14 protein-coding genes and 1 riboswitch are annotated in these 17,527 nt (G+C 44.0%); of the genes, 4 read left to right on the plus strand and 10 right to left on the minus strand.

What is annotated here, in order from left to right; all coding sequences use genetic code 11:
- Positions 1-62: 62 nt before the first annotated feature.
- The gene (locus ESB13_RS10615; RefSeq protein ID WP_129002954.1) at positions 63-833 is read right to left on the minus strand and encodes a 3'-5' exonuclease; all 771 of its coding nucleotides are present in this window, start codon (positions 831-833) and stop codon (positions 63-65) included.
- 202 nt (positions 834-1,035) lie between these two features.
- The gene (locus ESB13_RS10620) at positions 1,036-2,397 is read right to left on the minus strand and encodes a UDP-N-acetylmuramate--L-alanine ligase (protein ID WP_129002955.1); all 1,362 of its coding nucleotides are present in this window, start codon (positions 2,395-2,397) and stop codon (positions 1,036-1,038) included.
- A 383-nt stretch (positions 2,398-2,780) separates the two neighbouring features.
- Here ESB13_RS10620 and ytxJ point away from each other — a divergent pair, with 383 nt between their 5' ends.
- Together ytxJ and mnmA are read left to right on the plus strand one after the other, a co-directional pair.
- Positions 2,781-3,110, plus strand: coding sequence for a bacillithiol system redox-active protein YtxJ (ytxJ, locus tag ESB13_RS10625; RefSeq protein WP_129002956.1), 330 nt, complete (start codon positions 2,781-2,783; stop codon positions 3,108-3,110).
- A gap of 116 nt (positions 3,111-3,226) precedes the next feature.
- A complete protein-coding gene (gene mnmA / locus ESB13_RS10630; protein WP_129002957.1) occupies positions 3,227-4,339 on the plus strand; it encodes a tRNA 2-thiouridine(34) synthase MnmA in 1,113 nt (370 codons plus the stop codon).
- Here mnmA and ESB13_RS24290 read toward each other — a convergent pair.
- The 6 genes from ESB13_RS24290 to ESB13_RS10660 form a co-directional block, all read right to left on the minus strand.
- A complete protein-coding gene (locus ESB13_RS24290; RefSeq protein ID WP_129003386.1) occupies positions 4,322-4,501 on the minus strand; it encodes a helix-turn-helix domain-containing protein in 180 nt (59 codons plus the stop codon). The genes mnmA and ESB13_RS24290 overlap by 18 nt on opposite strands.
- A gap of 45 nt (positions 4,502-4,546) precedes the next feature.
- Positions 4,547-6,070 (minus strand): hypothetical protein, encoded by a 1,524-nt coding sequence (locus ESB13_RS10640; protein ID WP_129002958.1) that lies wholly within the window; start codon positions 6,068-6,070, stop codon positions 4,547-4,549.
- A 71-nt stretch (positions 6,071-6,141) separates the two neighbouring features.
- Complete coding sequence (locus ESB13_RS10645; RefSeq protein ID WP_129002959.1) at positions 6,142-7,071, minus strand: DUF4465 domain-containing protein; 930 nt, start codon at positions 7,069-7,071, stop codon at positions 6,142-6,144.
- Between the two features lie 47 nt (positions 7,072-7,118).
- The gene (locus tag ESB13_RS10650) at positions 7,119-8,594 is read right to left on the minus strand and encodes a PKD-like domain-containing protein (protein WP_164974166.1); all 1,476 of its coding nucleotides are present in this window, start codon (positions 8,592-8,594) and stop codon (positions 7,119-7,121) included.
- A gap of 47 nt (positions 8,595-8,641) precedes the next feature.
- On the minus strand, positions 8,642-9,793 hold the full coding sequence (locus ESB13_RS10655) for a YncE family protein (RefSeq protein WP_129002961.1): 1,152 nt from the start codon (positions 9,791-9,793) through the stop codon (positions 8,642-8,644).
- Entirely contained in the window at positions 9,790-11,865 is a 2,076-nt protein-coding gene (locus tag ESB13_RS10660) for a TonB-dependent receptor (protein WP_129002962.1), read from the minus strand. Before ESB13_RS10660 ends, ESB13_RS10655 begins: the two co-directional genes overlap by 4 nt.
- A 103-nt stretch (positions 11,866-11,968) precedes the next feature.
- Positions 11,969-12,176: riboswitch (cobalamin riboswitch) on the minus strand.
- Positions 12,177-12,599: 423 nt separating this feature from the next.
- Here ESB13_RS10660 and ESB13_RS10665 point away from each other — a divergent pair.
- Together ESB13_RS10665 and ESB13_RS10670 are read left to right on the plus strand one after the other, a co-directional pair.
- Positions 12,600-14,879: an RHS repeat domain-containing protein gene (locus tag ESB13_RS10665; RefSeq protein WP_129002963.1), complete on the plus strand. Its 2,280-nt coding sequence runs from the start codon at positions 12,600-12,602 to the stop codon at positions 14,877-14,879.
- A 2-nt stretch (positions 14,880-14,881) separates the two neighbouring features.
- Positions 14,882-15,313 carry a DUF5958 family protein gene (locus ESB13_RS10670; protein WP_129002964.1) on the plus strand — a complete coding sequence of 144 codons (432 nt, stop codon included), beginning with the start codon at positions 14,882-14,884 and terminating at the stop codon, positions 15,311-15,313.
- Between the two features lie 33 nt (positions 15,314-15,346).
- Here ESB13_RS10670 and ESB13_RS10675 read toward each other — a convergent pair whose 3' ends face one another.
- The gene (locus ESB13_RS10675) at positions 15,347-16,540 is read right to left on the minus strand and encodes an RsmB/NOP family class I SAM-dependent RNA methyltransferase (protein ID WP_246022489.1); all 1,194 of its coding nucleotides are present in this window, start codon (positions 16,538-16,540) and stop codon (positions 15,347-15,349) included.
- Between the two features lie 39 nt (positions 16,541-16,579).
- Positions 16,580-17,452 (minus strand): hypothetical protein, encoded by an 873-nt coding sequence (locus ESB13_RS10680; protein ID WP_129002965.1) that lies wholly within the window; start codon positions 17,450-17,452, stop codon positions 16,580-16,582.
- Positions 17,453-17,527: the final 75 nt, after the last annotated feature.

Below are 17,527 nucleotides of genomic sequence, written 5' to 3' on the forward strand. Positions count from 1 at the left end.
TTTTTATTTCATAGGTTAAATAAGTTAAAGTGTTCTAAACCTGCCAGGCTAAAAGCCCCTATTTAGGCCTTTTTTAACAGAGTACGGTTAAGTATCTCCGAAAGCTTCTGTTTCGTGTGCATCGGGAAATCCCCCTTCATCATCCAGTCGTAATACTGAGGCTCCAGTTTCAGCACGTCAACAACAGGCCGGCCTTTATGTTTGCCGAAGTTGAAAACTTCTACACCGTTCACCTTGATAAAGCGACGCGCAAAATCTACAAGATCATCCTCCCCCGTGAATTTTACAATGCTTTCTACAGTATTGCCAATATTCGGATAACGGCAAACCTGCGCATCAAGCACCTCCCAGGTAGCCGTAGCATCAGCCTCGGCACTGTGGGCGCCCTCCAGGTTTTTGCCGCAGTAAAATTTATAGGCGGCGCTGAGCGTACGCTGTTCCATCATATGAAACACCTTCTGCACATCAACCATCCGGCGGCCTTCCAGGTTAAAATCAAGTCCTGCACGCAGCATTTCTTCCGCAAGCATCGGAATATCGAAACGGTTGCTGTTGTAACCGCCAATATCGCAACTCTCAAGAAACTGCTTGACCTCATTCGCCACATCCCTGAACGAAGGCGCATCCTTCACCATCTCATCAGTAATGCCATGAATATCGCTCGACGCCTTCGGAATCGGCATCTGCGGATTGATCAGCTTCCGCTTTACCAGTTTGGTACCATCAGGCATGATCTTAACAATAGCAATCTCCACTATTCTGTCAACGCTGATATTGACACCGGTGGTTTCAAGATCAATAAAGGCCAGGGGTCGAACAAGCTGCACATTCATAACTAAAACAGGATTTTGAGGGCACAAAATAACTCAAATTATCCCCAACACAAACCCAAAAAAAGAATAAGTTTGATGCCCCTCCCAGGAATCCCTATCACATCCCCTTTCCTCCCGCCTGTTAAAAAGTACGCTTTATAGAGCCGTTTATAAGCCGCCTTAAACCCGCACTCACACTGCCACCAAAAACAACCCGTACTTGTTACTTCCCGGTAATTTTCGCAGCAAGCCCGGCCATATCCAGCCCGTCATAATTGCCGCTGCTCATAAGTAAAAGGCTGGCATGCGCATAGTCCTGCGCCTGCAGCCACTCCCACAACTGGGCCTTATCATGAAACACCTTTAAACCCGGCTTGGCAAATCCTTCTACCACTTTATTTTCCGGTAGATCCGGCATCCGCTTGATTTCCAATGCATGTTTCGAATAAAAGACAACCCCGTGATCGGCTTGATCCATAGCTCCTTTGTATTCGCTCATAAAGGCTTCATTGAGGCTGCTGTAAGTATGTAACTCAAGAACAGCAAATAACGTACGTTGGGGATACTGCTGTTTTACCGCCTCTATAGTGGCCTTTACCTTGCTGGGAGCATGCGCAAAATCACGGTATATATTTACCGACGGCCCGCTGCCAAGCAGCTCAAGTCTTTTCGCAGCCCCCGTAAAATTGCTGATAGCCGCTACAAACTGCTCAGGATCAACACCTAACTCCTTACAGGCATACCAAGCAGCATGTAAGTTCAACAGGTTATGATCACCAAAAACTTTAAGCGCCGCAGTAGCGCCTTCAATAGTCACCTCCGTAACGCCTTCCTCAATTTTATGTTGAGGTACGCCATAAGGCTGGTAACGGATATCACTCCTCCGATGCGATTCCACCAACGCCTTCAATTGCGTATCTGATTCATTATAAATCAGAATACCGCCTTTTTCTATTTTATCGATGTAAATACGGAACTGCTCAAGATAAATTTCAAATGTGGGAAACACATTGATATGATCCCAGGCGATACCCGTAATAATAGCAATATGAGGAAACAGGAAATGAAATTTGGGGCGTTTTTCCAACACACTGGCCGGATATTCATCTCCTTCACAAACAATAACCGGCGCCTCGGTAACCTTCACACTCTGGTCAAATCCCTCCAAACGCGCACCTACCAGGTAATCGAACTGCAGCTCACGCTGGCGTAGTACATGCATGATCATACTCGTGGTAGTGGTTTTACCATGACTGCCTCCCACCACTACCCTCGTCTTGGTGATGCTTTCCTGGTAAATATATTCGGGAAAAGAATAAATCTTCAGCCCTAACGAACTGGCTTTCAATAACTCAGGATTATCAGCCTTGGCATGCATACCAAGGATCACCGCATCCAGGTCCGCTGTGATCATATCCGGGTTCCATCCCATTGAAGCCGGTAATAAACCATTATCGATCAGGTTGGTACGCGCAGGCTCAAAGATTTCATCATCAGTTCCCGTTACCTGGTATCCTTTATTTTTAAGTGCAATGGCCAGTTGATGCATCACACTGCCTCCTATGGAGATAAAATGAACTTTCACCGTAAAATATTTTTAGATAAACAATTGCTTAATAAGAAGGTATAGTATTTGATCTTTTATTTATGATTTTGTTTTCGTAGCTGCCCGGTATGCCCTTTTTTTAGGGGGCCATACAACAAAAGCGATAAAAATGTTATCTTTGGTAGCATACGTAACACACAAAGTAAAATTGTTTATTTCAATTGTTCAAAATGAAGAAGATACTCTTAGCCATTGTATTTATCAGTTTTGTTGCTGCAGCGCTGAGTTCCTGCTCTGGCTCCCGCAGAGGAATGGGTTGTCCCAGTCATAACTCAAAGTATTTCCGTTCCTAGGCTTTGAATGTATTGATGATCCGTTACGTCCATTTTATTTAGAGGTAAAGAAAAGAAGAGAGCGTTTTTATGAATTGGATATCCCTGACTTCAAAGGCACAGGTAGACACACTTAAGGAGAAATCATTTCAGATTCCCCAGGTAATATTTAAACATAGTACACGCTGCAGTATCAGCAGCATGGTCCTGAATCGTCTGGAACGCAGCGGCGTACCGGACAATGGTGATTTTTATTACCTCGACCTGATCGCACACCGCGACATCTCAAACCAACTGGCCGAAGATTTCAGGGTTCACCACGAATCCCCCCAGGTATTGGTGATCAGGAACGGAGTATGCACCTATAACGAAAGCCACATGGCCATCACCATGAATGACATATCAGAACAGGTAGCCTGATAAAAGGCCACCACCCTTCCCCTCAACCATTCACCACCTGCCATCGTCATTTTTTCTATCTTTGCAGGATATTTTTATTTACTGCGCCTCGCATTCAGAGGCATAAAGGTTTGATTATGAGCCGTAAAGGAAAGGTTTTAGTAGCAATGAGCGGCGGTATAGACAGTACCGTTACAGCCCTCATGTTACACCATGAGGGGTATGAGGTGATCGGCATCACCATGAAAACATGGGATTATGCCACAAGTGGCGGAGGTCATAAAGAGACCGGCTGCTGTAATATCGATAGTTTTAACGACGCGCGACAGGCAGCTGTCCAGCATGGCTTTGCGCATTTCATCCTCGATATAAGGGAAGAGTTCGGCGACTTTGTAGTAGAAAACTTCGTAGAAGAATACCTCGCAGGACGCACACCCAATCCTTGTGTCATGTGCAACACCCATATAAAATGGCGTGCACTCTTAAAGCGGGCAAACGCACTCGGATGCGATTTTATCGCTACCGGCCACTACGCCAATGTCTACCAGCATGAAAACGGCAGGTATGTTATCAGCAAAGGGCTCGATGAACTCAAAGACCAGAGCTATGTATTGTGGGGCCTCGACCAGGAACTCCTGAGCCGCACCATTATGCCCCTGGGAAAATACCGCAAATCCGAGATCCGCCAGATGGCGCTCGACTACGGCTACCCCGAACTGGCTAAAAAAAGCGAAAGCTACGAGATCTGCTTCGTACCCGATAACGACTACCGCGGATTCCTGAAACGCCGGGTAGATGGATTGGAAGATAAAGTCTCCGGCGGATGGTTCATCGACAAAACCGGTAAACGCCTCGGACAACATAAAGGTTACCCCTTCTACACCATCGGCCAGCGCAAAGGCCTCGATATAGCCCTGGGTCGCCCCGTATATGTTACCGGTATCGACCCGGAAAACAATACAGTCGTACTCGGCGATGAAGCCGATCTGGAAAGAAGCGAAATGCTCGTAGGCCGCATCAACTGGATAAAGTACGACGGCATCACCGATGGCATGGAAGCAATCACCAAGATCCGCTACAAGGATAAAGGCGCCTTAAGCAACTTATACACCAGCGACAACGGACTTCGCATTCGCTTCTATGAAAATGTAAAGAGTATCGCTCCCGGTCAAAGCGCTGTATTCTATGAAGGCGATGAAGTAATTGGCGGCGGTATCATACAAGGTGGCAAATCACCTTTTATGCTTTAATACACCCCGTAACTTTACATAGTCCGAAGGTCGCGTACCTGGTTTTTTATAAAAAGTGTTACTAAACGTAGGCACACTGTTATAACCCACTTTAAAAGCGGTTTCATTAACAGTGTGCCTTTCTTCTAATAGCAGCTCCAAAGCCCGCAGCATACGCAACATAAAGCTGTCTTTTTGCGCCTTCTCAATGTATGTGCGCAAACACTCCTATTCCACTATCGTCGCAATCTTCGCACCCAATAAATGCAAGTCCTCCCCGCGGCTGATCTCGGTAGAGACCTCTCCCAACCACCCGTTTTCCTTGTCTATCCCGTTATACACTTTCACAAAATCGATACCAGGCAAATTTACCTTATTGCCATTTTTGTCAATAGCCCAGTCAATATCTATCCCCGAATTATCATGCGCATTGGGATAGTTATCTACATAACCATACCTGAATGCATACAATACATAGTAGCTCCCCTGCCCGCTTTCATCTATAGAGTTGTTGGCAAGACGGATGCCTTTGTAAGTGATCTTATCATCTTTCATCCAGCCAGGATAATAGCTCTGCGTATGAAACGTATTTTTAATCTTATAACCCTGTTGACTTTGGTTATCAGCCCAGGCAATATAATTGGCGATGCTGGTATAATTCTGCGGCGTACCAACAGGCGTCTCTGTTGCCGGACGGCTATAGGTCATTTCGTAATTACGGAAAGTACGCACATCATTCTTGTTACCAACAGCAGCATTATACCAAAGCTCACTCTCGGCTGAGAAATTGCCACTGCCTTTTATTTCATACCACTCATCTTCATCGGGTTTGCCATTTTTGTTTTTATCGTAAGCCACCATCACAATGCCAGGCTCACAGCTGCCGCCGAATGGCGCATTCGGACGCGGATTCGCATTGGCGCCAAACGCATTCCCCCATATCCTGAAATCACGCCTGCCCGCAACATTTACAATGGTATGATCAAAACCCAGAACTACATAACCACCCCAGCCGCCTAATGTTATGGTATTGGCATCTTCACCTACCAGCTCTTTACCAGCTTTGGCTATCATGGTTTCATAGGTATCCCCGGAAGTATATTTAGGCAACTCGTTTACAAACTGGCCGGGAGCAGGCAGGTAATCAAACACCTTTGCAATATAGGCAGACTGCAGCTTCGCTGCTTGACGTACAGTAACAAGAAGCGTATCCACCAGGTTTCCCGATGAAACGCTTAATTGATACGTTCCCCTGTCCACCGTACTAAACAAAGCCGTAGAAGTTTTATTGTCAGAAAGCCTGTACAGATCAGAGGGGGCCGACAATACTTCCCAGCTTACATCAGTTTTGCCTGCAAATTTCTGCGGAGCCGCTATCGTTAAGATCGCATTCGTTGTCGTTTGCCAGTTAAGAAAACGCCCCGTGGTAATTTGAAACACCTTCTGAAAAATATTACCGGAATTATAAGCCATCACAATAACACTATAACCGGCAGGCTCCGCAGGAGCCTGGAAAGTATACTGCAAGGCATTGGCGACTCTTTTACCGTTAACAACCCATACCAGGGAATCTACCCTGCTGGCTACCACAGGACTTAACTTAACAGAATCTCTCACCACAACATAATACTCCGTTTCAAGCCCCGAGATCTCCGGCGCAGCTTCCGGAGCCACTGCATCTTTTTTTCCGCAACTGCTTATTAATACTAAAACCAAAACCAGGTATCCGAGTATTTTATTTTGATTGTTCATTTTATCAGGTTAATTAATTGCACTAATGTTAAAGGATGATAAAAAGCCGGGCATGCTCTTGAATGATACTATTACAAGGTCACATCAATATTGTCCATACACACATAGGCTGGTGTATTTAATCCGTAAGTACCTGAATCGTTGCCTTCAATATTGAATTCAACACGGGTAACAGTACCAAGATCCGATAGGTCGAAATAAGTCCATGAAGTAAGCGGACTCACAACAGGTAAATGATTGGAATATTTTGCAAGATCTATCTCAACAGGAACACCACCATTGGTAGGTGTATTGCCATTGTAACCATAGGCAAGCAACTTAACATACCCTTCTCCATTCGCGACATCCCTGAGTGGGGTAGCTACACCAATAGTTCCAAATGAATTACCGTATTCAATTACGCCATAGGCGTAAGAAGAAAGACATACATACATGCCTTCAATCACGCCGCTGCCCGAAGTAAAATCAAGCGTAGGCCGTGTAGCATAAGTAGAATTATAGGCGTCTACATAACCAAACATAACGGCAAAGTTGCTGCTGCCGCCGTAGCCGCCGTTTTTAGAGCCGTCAGTGCCGGAATAAACGCTGCACTGGTTAAGATACGAATACCACCAGTCACCTGTTTCTCCCGGAATATTCGATTTATAGTTCCAGTCCGAAACTACAAAACCACCATCCCAGTAGTTCACAGGCGAAGCCCCTCCGGCGCCTTTGATCGCAAACCGCAGGTTGCTGGGCGAATGGGTATAGGGAGCTATCTGGGTGCCGCTATAGGCAGCATAAGTATTATCGCCATAAGAAGTAGGACCTGCCATATAACTACTGCCTATTCCTTCAAATGTAATGGTATAGGTAGTGGTTGCTGCTTTGGAAGCATTGCCCCGGGCGCTCTCCAGCTGCAAGGCAGGATCCTGCACATCATTCTGTTTTGAACAGGAACTGGCTACTGCCAGTGAAATGATTGCAATGAGTAGTGTTTTACTAAAAAGTGTTTTTTTCATTAGTGCTGAATTTGATGATTTATAGATATGGTTGCCCGGCTTTTCATTTATTTTTTAAGGTTCCTGTCTATAATGGAACCCACCTGTAACATCCGCGTCTCTTCCATATTGAAATCGGTCATCTTGCCACCATTGTTGAGAAAGTCCTGCTGGATAGGATATACATTCTTCCTGACCTTTACAAAGTTGATCCCCGGCAAATGAACAGGCTCTCCCTTCACATTTACCGCCATATCGATATCGATGTTCAACGCCTGTGCAAAAGGACTGGCACCGGTCAGATCTTTCGTAATGCGCTTGCCTTTACGTGAAAACGATTGCTTCCATCCGTCCATTATTACCATCTCCTTGGCATTGATATCCATGTAGCAGCCGGGAAAGAATCCTCTGGTAGAAAGAGCCCCCGATGTGGTGGTAGCGCTGCTGAAGGTTTTGTTGGTTTCTATTGTTCCCTGCGCAGAAGATGTTTTATTATCAACCCAGCCAAAGTAAGTATATACTCTTTTATTATCCACTACTTCCGTTCTGTCGTAGGTAAAAGTCATCTCATACTCCAGCGTATCCTCCAATCCGTAATCCGCATTCTTGATCTCATACCACTCATCATCATCAGGCTTGCCGTTTTTATTACGGTCATAAGCCACGTAAACACCCGGCAGATCACGGTTAGAGAAGAAAGCAGTCAACTCCAGGTCGGTTTTACCAGCAACATTGGCAACGGTATGGTCAAATTTAAAAGTGGCATAACCACCCCATGAACCAACAAAAAGCCGGAGGTAAGGAGTAGCCTTTCTTAAGGCAGTTGCCTTGGTTAAAAAATCATTATAGGCAAGCGGATATTCAACGCCGTATTTCCACGAATCCTTGTCGCCTATAACAGACCAGTTATGCAGTTTCCCGGGTGCCGGCGCATATTCCAGCACAGTATACGCGTTAGTGCTATAGTCTGCCGTTGCTACTGTTATCTTACTGGTAGCTGTTGCTGTTTGCTTACCTGCCGTAACACGAAGTGTAAGATCATAAGAACCCGGCTCCGGTGAAATAAAACTAAGATGCAGACTTTTAGCAATAACAGAATCGCCTATCGACCACTCATAAGCATAATCACTTCTTTTAGGCCCTTTCACCAAAGGTGCAATTTCCACTACTTCACTGAGCGGCGCAGTAAGCACACTGCCCATAGATATTACAATGGCCTCCTCTACATGTATCTTAAATGATTGCTCATCGGCGCCACCTTTATTATTTACTTTAAAACGAACGTCAAAGTCTCCTGGTACAGTAGCTTCAAATGTATAGTTGATCTGGTCCGAAGCCACCTTCTTCCCATTCACCAGCCAGGTATAACTGTTCCCCGCAACATTGGTGATATTGGGCGCCAGCACCATCCTATCGCCAATATTCAAAACAATGGTATCGGCTCCTACACCGGAAATACTGGGCGCAAAGAACTGATCTTTCCTGCACGAGAAGGCAAAGAAAATAATAGCTGCAAGCAATGTCAAACAAATGACTTTTTTCATGTGTTTCATTTTCGGTTTATCGTACTCCTTCTTTAATCAGAGCTTGTTTATTGTTTAGGTAATAATGCAAAATGAGCAGGTATATCACCAGTGCGAACGCTCCATTTCTTCTTCCCCTCCTTCGTAAAACAGTAAAGTATGCCGGGCGCAACATAATTACCCGCATCAGTTACATAAATGTCTTTTGTAACCGGGTGTACCATTATCCCATAAGGTATCTCTATCTCCTTGTCGGTGCCATCAGTAATAAAGGAACGGCTGACCACCTCGCGCGTACGTGTATTTACAATGCCATAGGTGATAACGTTCGAGTAAGTAATATAACTCCACTCTGTACTGTAGATATACAGCGAATCGCCATCCAGGTAAAAATTACTGACAGCAACAGGTAAGGTATCAGTAACCTTCTGCTGCACTTTATCTATAAAATAAAGCCGCGAAGGAAGTTGCTTGTAATCCCCCCTCGATGTCACCCATAGATCACCACGTTTGTCAGCTTGTATATGATGAAGGTTATAGGCTACATCAATACGCTTATCCTCCGTAAAACTGGCCAGGTCAATCACCGAAACAGTTCGCTCATACTTCTCCGAACTCCCCGCCCCCATATAACCGCCAGAGTTGGCTACATATATCTTACCATCCGTAATCTCCAGCTCATCAGGCTGAAAGCCTACAATACACTTGCTTACTACCGCAAGTGTAGCCGTATCTACTTTCGCCACATACCCCTTCTGCGTATAATCCGGGTTAATTTCAATGGGACCGGCATATGAAGTGATATAAGCAAAACCTTTATCAAACTTTATATAACGGCAATTAGGGATCTCGATCTGCCCGATCCTTCGCGCAGTCTTTGCATCCATCACCTCTATCTTATTGGAAGCATTGATAACTGCATAAAGCCTGCTGCCATAAATAGCGATATCATTCCCTACATCTCCCAGCTCCTTGGGAACATTCGGATTAGTGACAGCATAAATATTCCTTTGATAATTACCGGTGGTATAATCGAAATAATCCAGCGTGCTTTTATTACTGCCCATATTCCCCTCATTCAGCAGGTAAAAGCCATAGAAGCCGTTTTCGGATGGGCCGCCCAGCGAAATATCTTCATTACCAAACACCTCCACATCTTTTCTGCACGAAGCAACTGCAAACAACAGTAACACTATGATGAACAATGAATACTTTCTCATAGCTCAACAGATAAAATGATTTTGAAATTTCGTTTCGGCATCGGGTAATTATACACCACATCATAATCCTGGCTGAACACGTTATTGAGCTCACCGGCAACTTTAAACCGACACCTGTTAAGTTTAATCTCCTTCGACGCCGACAGGTCACTGGTATACCAGGGCTGCTCATAGTTCTCAGGTATATTGGCGGAATTATGATAACGCTTGCCTACATAAATAAAACTGTAGTTCAGCCGCCATGTTTGATATTGCAGGCTCGATATAAGCGAACCGCTATGCCAGGGAATATAAGCGATCTGGCCGCCATAAGTCAACTTCTGTATTTCAGGATTTTTAGATTCCGTCATGTCCTGCGCCTTTTGATAAGTATAACCAGCCCTTACATTCAATAAAACATTCCCCGGAAACCGAAAGGTCTGATTAGCCACCACATCCACACCCTTTATCTCCACTTTCCCGATATTCATGATCATCCAGCGGTACATGCTATTCCCTTTGAGAACGGCAACGATCTTATCCGTAACCTTGTTATAATAAACATCCGATTGTAGCTGCCAGTCACATAAAAAAGAACTTGGCCGGTTTATGCGATATAAAAAGCCAATATTGTATTGATGTGTAAATTCCGGCTTCAGACTAATATTGCCGATATCGGTATAATACAGGTCATTGAAAGTGGGCATCCGGAATATATTCTTATAGAAGGCCCTGATGTTCAAATCAACTTTCCGAAAAGGCTTGTACGACACAAACACTGCCGGTGTCACTTCATTCCTCGAAGGCGCCGCTACTGCAGAGTCACCAACAGAAGTGTTCCCCCTGGTAATACGCTCATGAACAAACGTACCTAAAACACTTGCCTGCATTTTAAACGCCCCCAGGTCTGCTGCTCCTGCTAATGAAACAAGTGATGTAAACCGCTTTGGAAAAACAAATCCATCCAGGTTAGAATGAAGTGTGTTATACTGGAAATCTGTCGACAAATTAAGATCAACCTTCTTCGACAAACTATATTTATTCGCAACAGAAGCATACCACTCCCGCTGACGGAAATTGTTATCGATATACATTAAGGTCGTATCAGGGTTCAGGTAACGCATATAGTCGTTGGCATACTTTGCATTCACCTGTATATCGTAACCATTCACAATATTCTTCTGAAAAGAGCCCTGCAAAAAGAAGTTCCGGTCCCACTGCCTTTGAGAACGCTTCCACACATTATTGACGATGGCGCCGGGTATGCCTCTTTCTGAATGATAGAAATACCCTTTCACGTTCCACCATCCACGGTTGATATTGCCATACAGCCCGCTTTCAACCCGCTTCGCATCGATATCACCATTTTCCCTGATAGCAGTAGTATCCCAGGCTACATTGCCCGACTCATGAAACACCCTTCTGTAACGGAAAGGATAGCGGCCGGAAGACTTCACATATTCACCACTTAAAGAATAGTTTATGTTTTTCGTTAACTTTTGCTCAAGCAATAAAGAAGGATTGACCAGGTCAAACGAACCCGTTTTAAATACACCTTTAAAATTTGTTCTTTTTAAAGAGTCAAATACCGGCTTCCTGCTCCGCAGGTAAATAGAACCGGATGAACCATAATCTTTGGCAGGTTGAAATATCTCGCTTTTCTGCCCGTTATAAAGAGAAATGGATTCTATATTATCCATCGAAAACTTCCCAAGATCCACCTGCCCGTTTTGAGCATTTCCCAACTGAATGCCATCATAAAATACGCCCATATGATTGGTACCCATACTGCGTATATCTACCGTTTTCAGCCCGCCTATTCCCCCATAATCCTTTACCTGCACCCCGGCAAAATAACGGATCGCATCGGCAACAGAAAAACTGTTTAAACTTTTCAAATGCGCACCAGCCAGCCTTTGCGAAGGAATAACTTCTTTATACCCCGATGTGGAGATAGTAACATGCGGCAACGTTTTAACCACGCTGGTATCCATACGTATAGAATCCCGCCCGGTTTGTTGCGCGTACAGGTTCATACCAATAACTGTCAAAAACACTGCTGCCAGCGTCTTCAATGCCTCTGAATGATCCATCAATAATTGATTTCAGACAGCTTACCGATTGACATACGAAAACAAATAGATACTGAATAGCTTCAGCTCAGGTTGTATTCAAAGCCCCATCCTCGAAAGCTTTAAAAAAATATGTGCAGTGGCAGGTCTCCTGACTTATTCTCACTTTAGACGGCCTTCCCATTTTTATTCACTAAAAACAGTGGCGAACAGATTGTCAAAGTGTTGTTATAGAACTTACAGTAGCGGGTCTGTTCAGGATTTACACCTGATTCCCTATTAATCCTAACATCGTGAAATTTATGCTAAGAACCATTTGCGCCGTGAAAATACTACAAAATATTGATTTTTATTAAAGAGTTGCAGATTGGTGGCGACAGAGGCTACAAACCATGGGTTCAAAATAACCTGTAAATTGTGACATAAAAAGACTGGGCTATGCCTATTAGTAGTTGCTGTAAACAACAACTACTAATAGGCATACTCATTTTATATACTGCGTGTATAGGTTTAAAGCGTATTTCTTCGCAAATGGGTTGCCTGTGGATGTGATTGGAATATATGGGAGCCAGTGGGTGTTTTTTATAGCTCATGGGGTATTTTAGAGATAGGGGGACATCAGGGCTAACCTATGGACTGGAAGAATTATCGGCATTCTTCCCTGAAATGCAGGACGCTGATTTGAGGTTAGCCGGTAATTTTCACTTGTAAATCCTTTTTATAAGTGGTAAATTAGGGCAACCCAAACCTAATTCATGACAACCTATCGCCACCAGCTAAATGCTCACCTGTTCCGGGGAAACTACCTGTTATTTTTACTTATTGTATTTCTTATTGTTTCGTTATTTGTTCGGAGAGTTGATGCGCAGTCGTTTCGGATGGAAAGCGATCCTAATGTGCATATTTACCTGAAGAATGCTGTAGCGCAGAGAGCCGGATGGCGCGTGTGGGGCAACCGACAGATTTCCGGCTTCATTAATATGGCGGTGGTAAACGAGGTTTCGCATAGTTTGTATTTATTTAATACCTATGGGCGATTATTTGATTCGACGGTGTTAACGGCGCATGATTATGCAAGTCTGGTAGATGGTACGACGGATGTGTTTGGCTGGTACCGCAACAGGCTGGATAGCATTTGGCGTTGTATAGAGGATATAAAGCTAAAGTTGCGCTTATTATCGCTTTCTGGAAGCAAGAACTTGCATGGTTCTGGCATTAGAGAAGAGCGGATATCACTGAAAAGTGAGGGTATGCCGGATGTTATACAGGCATTAGAGCAAGAGCAGAAAGCATTGGCATTGCAGCGGGCTATCGTGCAGATGCGTTATAATAGAGTTGCTGATAGGAGTACACCTATCACAGACCGGCGGCTACTAGGGGCTATGCTAAAGCGAAAGGACAGTACACTTTTTTATGCTGCTGACCCGTTAGCTAAGTGGCCAATGATGTCGCTACGGCGTACAGATGCGATGTTGCGTATTTATGACAGGTGGGGAAAAGTAACCGACAGTCTGAAACTGGTAAATAGCGCTTTGCTGACGGAACAGCGGATCAATCCTTTTGAATTGTACCGGGTTTGGCAGGAACGACGGCACCAGTGGCTGCTGAAGGAAGTGCAGGCGCTGCAGCGGAAACAATCAGTTCATAGTTTGAAACAATATCATCAGGCATCTTACCGGAAAACGCAGGAGAGGTTAAGGCTACTATACGAGGAGTTGGATGAACTGGATAAGCAGGTGGAAGGTAATATTGCGCCAGATGAAGCGGCGCTTTTGAAGGCGGTACAGTTAGAATATAGCAGCCAGGAAGGATGCTATAGTTACCTGTCAGGACTTGGGGTAAGCTATTCTTATGCAACTATCCGTGGCGACAAGCGATATGAACTAACAAATCACTTAAGTAATGTGGTAACAACTCTGACAGACAGAAAGGTGCCTGTTAGTAGTAACGGCACAACGATTGAGTACTATATTGCAGATGTAGTATCGGCACAGGATTATTATCCTTTTGGGATGATACAGCCTGGGAGGAATTATAATATTGAGGGGTATAGGTACGGATTTAATGGTCAAGAAAGTAGCAAAGAAATTAACGAGAATAGCTATACTGCATTATTTTGGGAGTATGATGCAAGAATAGGCCGCCGCTGGAATTCTGATCCTATCTTTAAAGCATATGAATCTCCTTACTTATCTTTCGGAGGCAATCCAATTATAAATATCGATCCTGATGGAAGTGATACGATTAATATTACCCGTACAACAACAAGAAAAGCTGGAGGTGTAATAAAAAGCGGGTTAGATAATTTTCCATCCAGGAGGATTCCGGACGTAATCACCAGAAGAGGGGATATTGCTATCGCTGCTGCCGAGGGAGATGATGTATTCAGAATTACAAATGTCAATGTTATTATTGATGAGAATGGAAATACAACCAGAGCTTCTGAAACTGCAACCCTGGAACTTAATAATCCGAAGACATATTATCGGAGCGGCGGTCATAATATGGAAGGGTATCTTGACGATCGTTATGCATTGGCTGCGAATGCGCCTGATTGGTTGCTAAAATATTATGCAGCTAAAAATGGAGATATTGGCGTAAAATCTGCGATAGCATATCAAAAGACTGTACCATTTGCTTATGCATTGAACACTGTAATGAACGTTGCTTATACAGTTAGTGGGTTCTACGGTATGCTTAGATTTACTGTATCAAGCAAGGCCATGGCAGCTGCTGCAAGCGAAGGATTGCAGGTTACGAGTGGGCTTTCTGAAAGCGAGTGGCTTAGAATTCAAAATGCGGCAACAAGAATAAATAAGCCAATTACAGTTGTCGGCAGCAGGGCTTCGGGGCAGGCAGGAGCTTATTCAGACTGGGACTATGTAATACCAGCACTTAAAAATAGTGAGTGGAAAAAGATTAAAAATTCCTTACCTGGTTCTCGTTCTATTTTAGATAATATGCCTCGTAGTATTGATCTGCATCAACCACCATTATTGCCCAATAGGCCACATATAACAATTAATCCACGTTGATTATGAAAATAGATGATGTTATTTTGATTAATAAATATGGTCAAGGCTTAATTTCCGACAAAGAGCTGCTCGATCGATTTATGTTGAATGATTTAACGCAAAAGCGAAACTACTTAAAAGGGATGATAGGCTTAATTGGACAGTCAAAGCCACAGGATAGCGATGCAGAGACTGCTATATTGAATAGCAAGCTAAAACCGACTTTTACCCCTTGTATTCTGATCAAAAAGGGGGTGGCTAGTCATAATCTTCAAAAATTGGCGGAACTGCCCGAACCTGAATTATTAAAGGTGCTGCGTATTTTTCTGAGCTTGTTTAAAATTGCCTATCAACGTAGGTTTTTGAAGGAAAAAAACATTCCTCATAAATGGTGGTACTGGGATTTGTCATTAGAAAATAATGTGCAAAAGATTCTAGCATTGAATAATACATAAGGAGTAATCACGGTGGAGCTAAGGGACTACTACCTATTTCACCAGTAAGGCAGCGAACATGGTATCTGCTTTTTCACTGTAGCCTGTAATAAGCTGCTGTTCTATTAACGTTAGGCCATGTATATCCATAATGCGCTGCACCTGCACTTCATTTTCTTGTTTGAATACAGAACAAGTTATGTATAACAAATAACCACCAGAAACAAGCTGCGCTACCACGGCGTCAGAAATCTTTGTTTGCAGGTTAGCATAATGACTAATCTTTTCTTTCGTAAAGAAATAAAGCTGTTCTGGTGCGCGTCCCCATGTACCGGAACCACTACAGGGAGCATCGCAGATGATAATAGATGGTAGAAGGGACGATTTATTAGGGATAGGTTTAGTAAGATCTGCTACAAATGATCGGAAGTGTTTGATACCGGCTTCCTGGAAACGTTGCCTTAGGTTTTGAATGATAGATAAGCGTACATCCGAAACAGTTAGATTTATTTTACCCAGCGTATCTAACGCCAAGATTGATTTACCACCGCTGGCTGCACAGCAATCCCATACATTTACAGGTTGTTGTGCTGCTCTTTGCTGAACAGATTGGTTTTGTTTCAGGTGTAACAGGAGATTAGCAGTTTTCTGAGAGGATAGATCCTGGATAACAACTTCCCTGTTCAGCTTCAGCAGGCTATCGATCTTCGTGTTGGGCAACAATGCTATAGCGCCCTTATAAGGCTGGGTGTAGCTGATATTATTTTGCGTTAGCACCTCCGGCACCCTTTTTTCAAAACCCGGTCTTATTCGTATAAACACATCAGGTTGCATCAAAAGACTGCGTGTAAAGGCAGCAGTATCCAGCCCAGCGCTGCATTCGCCGGCCCAGGGGAAAATTTGCGCCGGGGAAAAGGCAGGATACTTCTCCTGTATAAACGTTATCCTTTTGTCCAGGTCCGGTACATAATACTGTTGCCAGTCTTCAGGGAAGATGTTATTCCATGCCGGCGGTTCATTGCACAAAAAAACGGCCACCTGCATTCTTTCTTCTACAGGCAGCGCAGTTAACGCATGCCCTATACGGAAATAACAGTAACAAAGCTGGGAAATATGTTTGCGGTCTTTCGAACCGTACTTCTTATCAGCAGCGAAAAACTGTTTCAGGTAATGTTGTAAAGGCATACTGCCATCGTATCCCTTCAGTGCAGTAACTGCGTATTGTATGTAGCGGTGAGCGTATAACACAAAGCAAAGATAGGGAGGAATAAACCGCAGATAACTCCGTTACGGCTCTTTGTAAGTATAAGTGATGGTAGCAGCACGGCCATTGATGATACCGCCTATTTTCAGCGGCCGCTCCGATACGGCAAATGTTGGCGATACCATATAGTTATCAAAACGCTGAACACTGCCATTGGAACCCGTTTGCGAAAGCTGTTCCATATAACCGGGACTCGAAAAAAGCTCGAAACCGGCCACCGCCTGCGCCTCTACACCAGTGATAAAAGTTTCCGCTACAGGTAACCGGAGCGATGCCTTATTGGTGCCATAAGTATAACTTACAGTAGCATTGAGATCATAGCCGGTCCCATTATAAGTGTACATCTTTTTAGATACCAGGTTCAATTGGCCATCATACGTGAACTCATCCTTCATGAAGGCATAAGCCGTACCTAAAACTACATTATACAATATTCTGGCGCTTACCAGGCCATTGCTGCCATAAACAAAAGCCGTGCTGTCACTCAGCTGCCCCGTTGTAGTGTATTTGGTAGAAAGCATATACGCCAGCTTATCACCGGTGTAATAAATATCCCTGATGATAGAACTGATATTGGTAGCGGCAGGATAATTATCTTCTGCCATCCTCACCACTTTACCATTGGTATTGCGGGTAAAACGGTACCTGAGGCCGATATCCTGGCCACCCAGTTTTCCACTCTGACTGTATTCGGTAAGCTGTTGCTGTGCATCCCGGAAAAACTGTTTTTCACTGGTTTCCGTGCCACCGGTTGCCGTGCTCACCTGGTAGCCGATCTTCGACAAAACACCCGTGTCTACTTCCTCCTCATCCGATAAATCCCATTCTATCCCTTTCTGACACGATACTATTGAAAAGACGATACATATCCCTGCTAACAAATATCTGCGATTCATAAGAGTCCCTACGGGTTAACACGAAAAATGATATGCGCAAACATATCATTTTTCTACAATATTAATTATTCTTAA

The sequence above is a fragment of the Filimonas effusa genome (assembly GCF_004118675.1).
Classification (GTDB): Bacteria; Bacteroidota; Bacteroidia; order Chitinophagales; family Chitinophagaceae; genus Filimonas; species Filimonas effusa.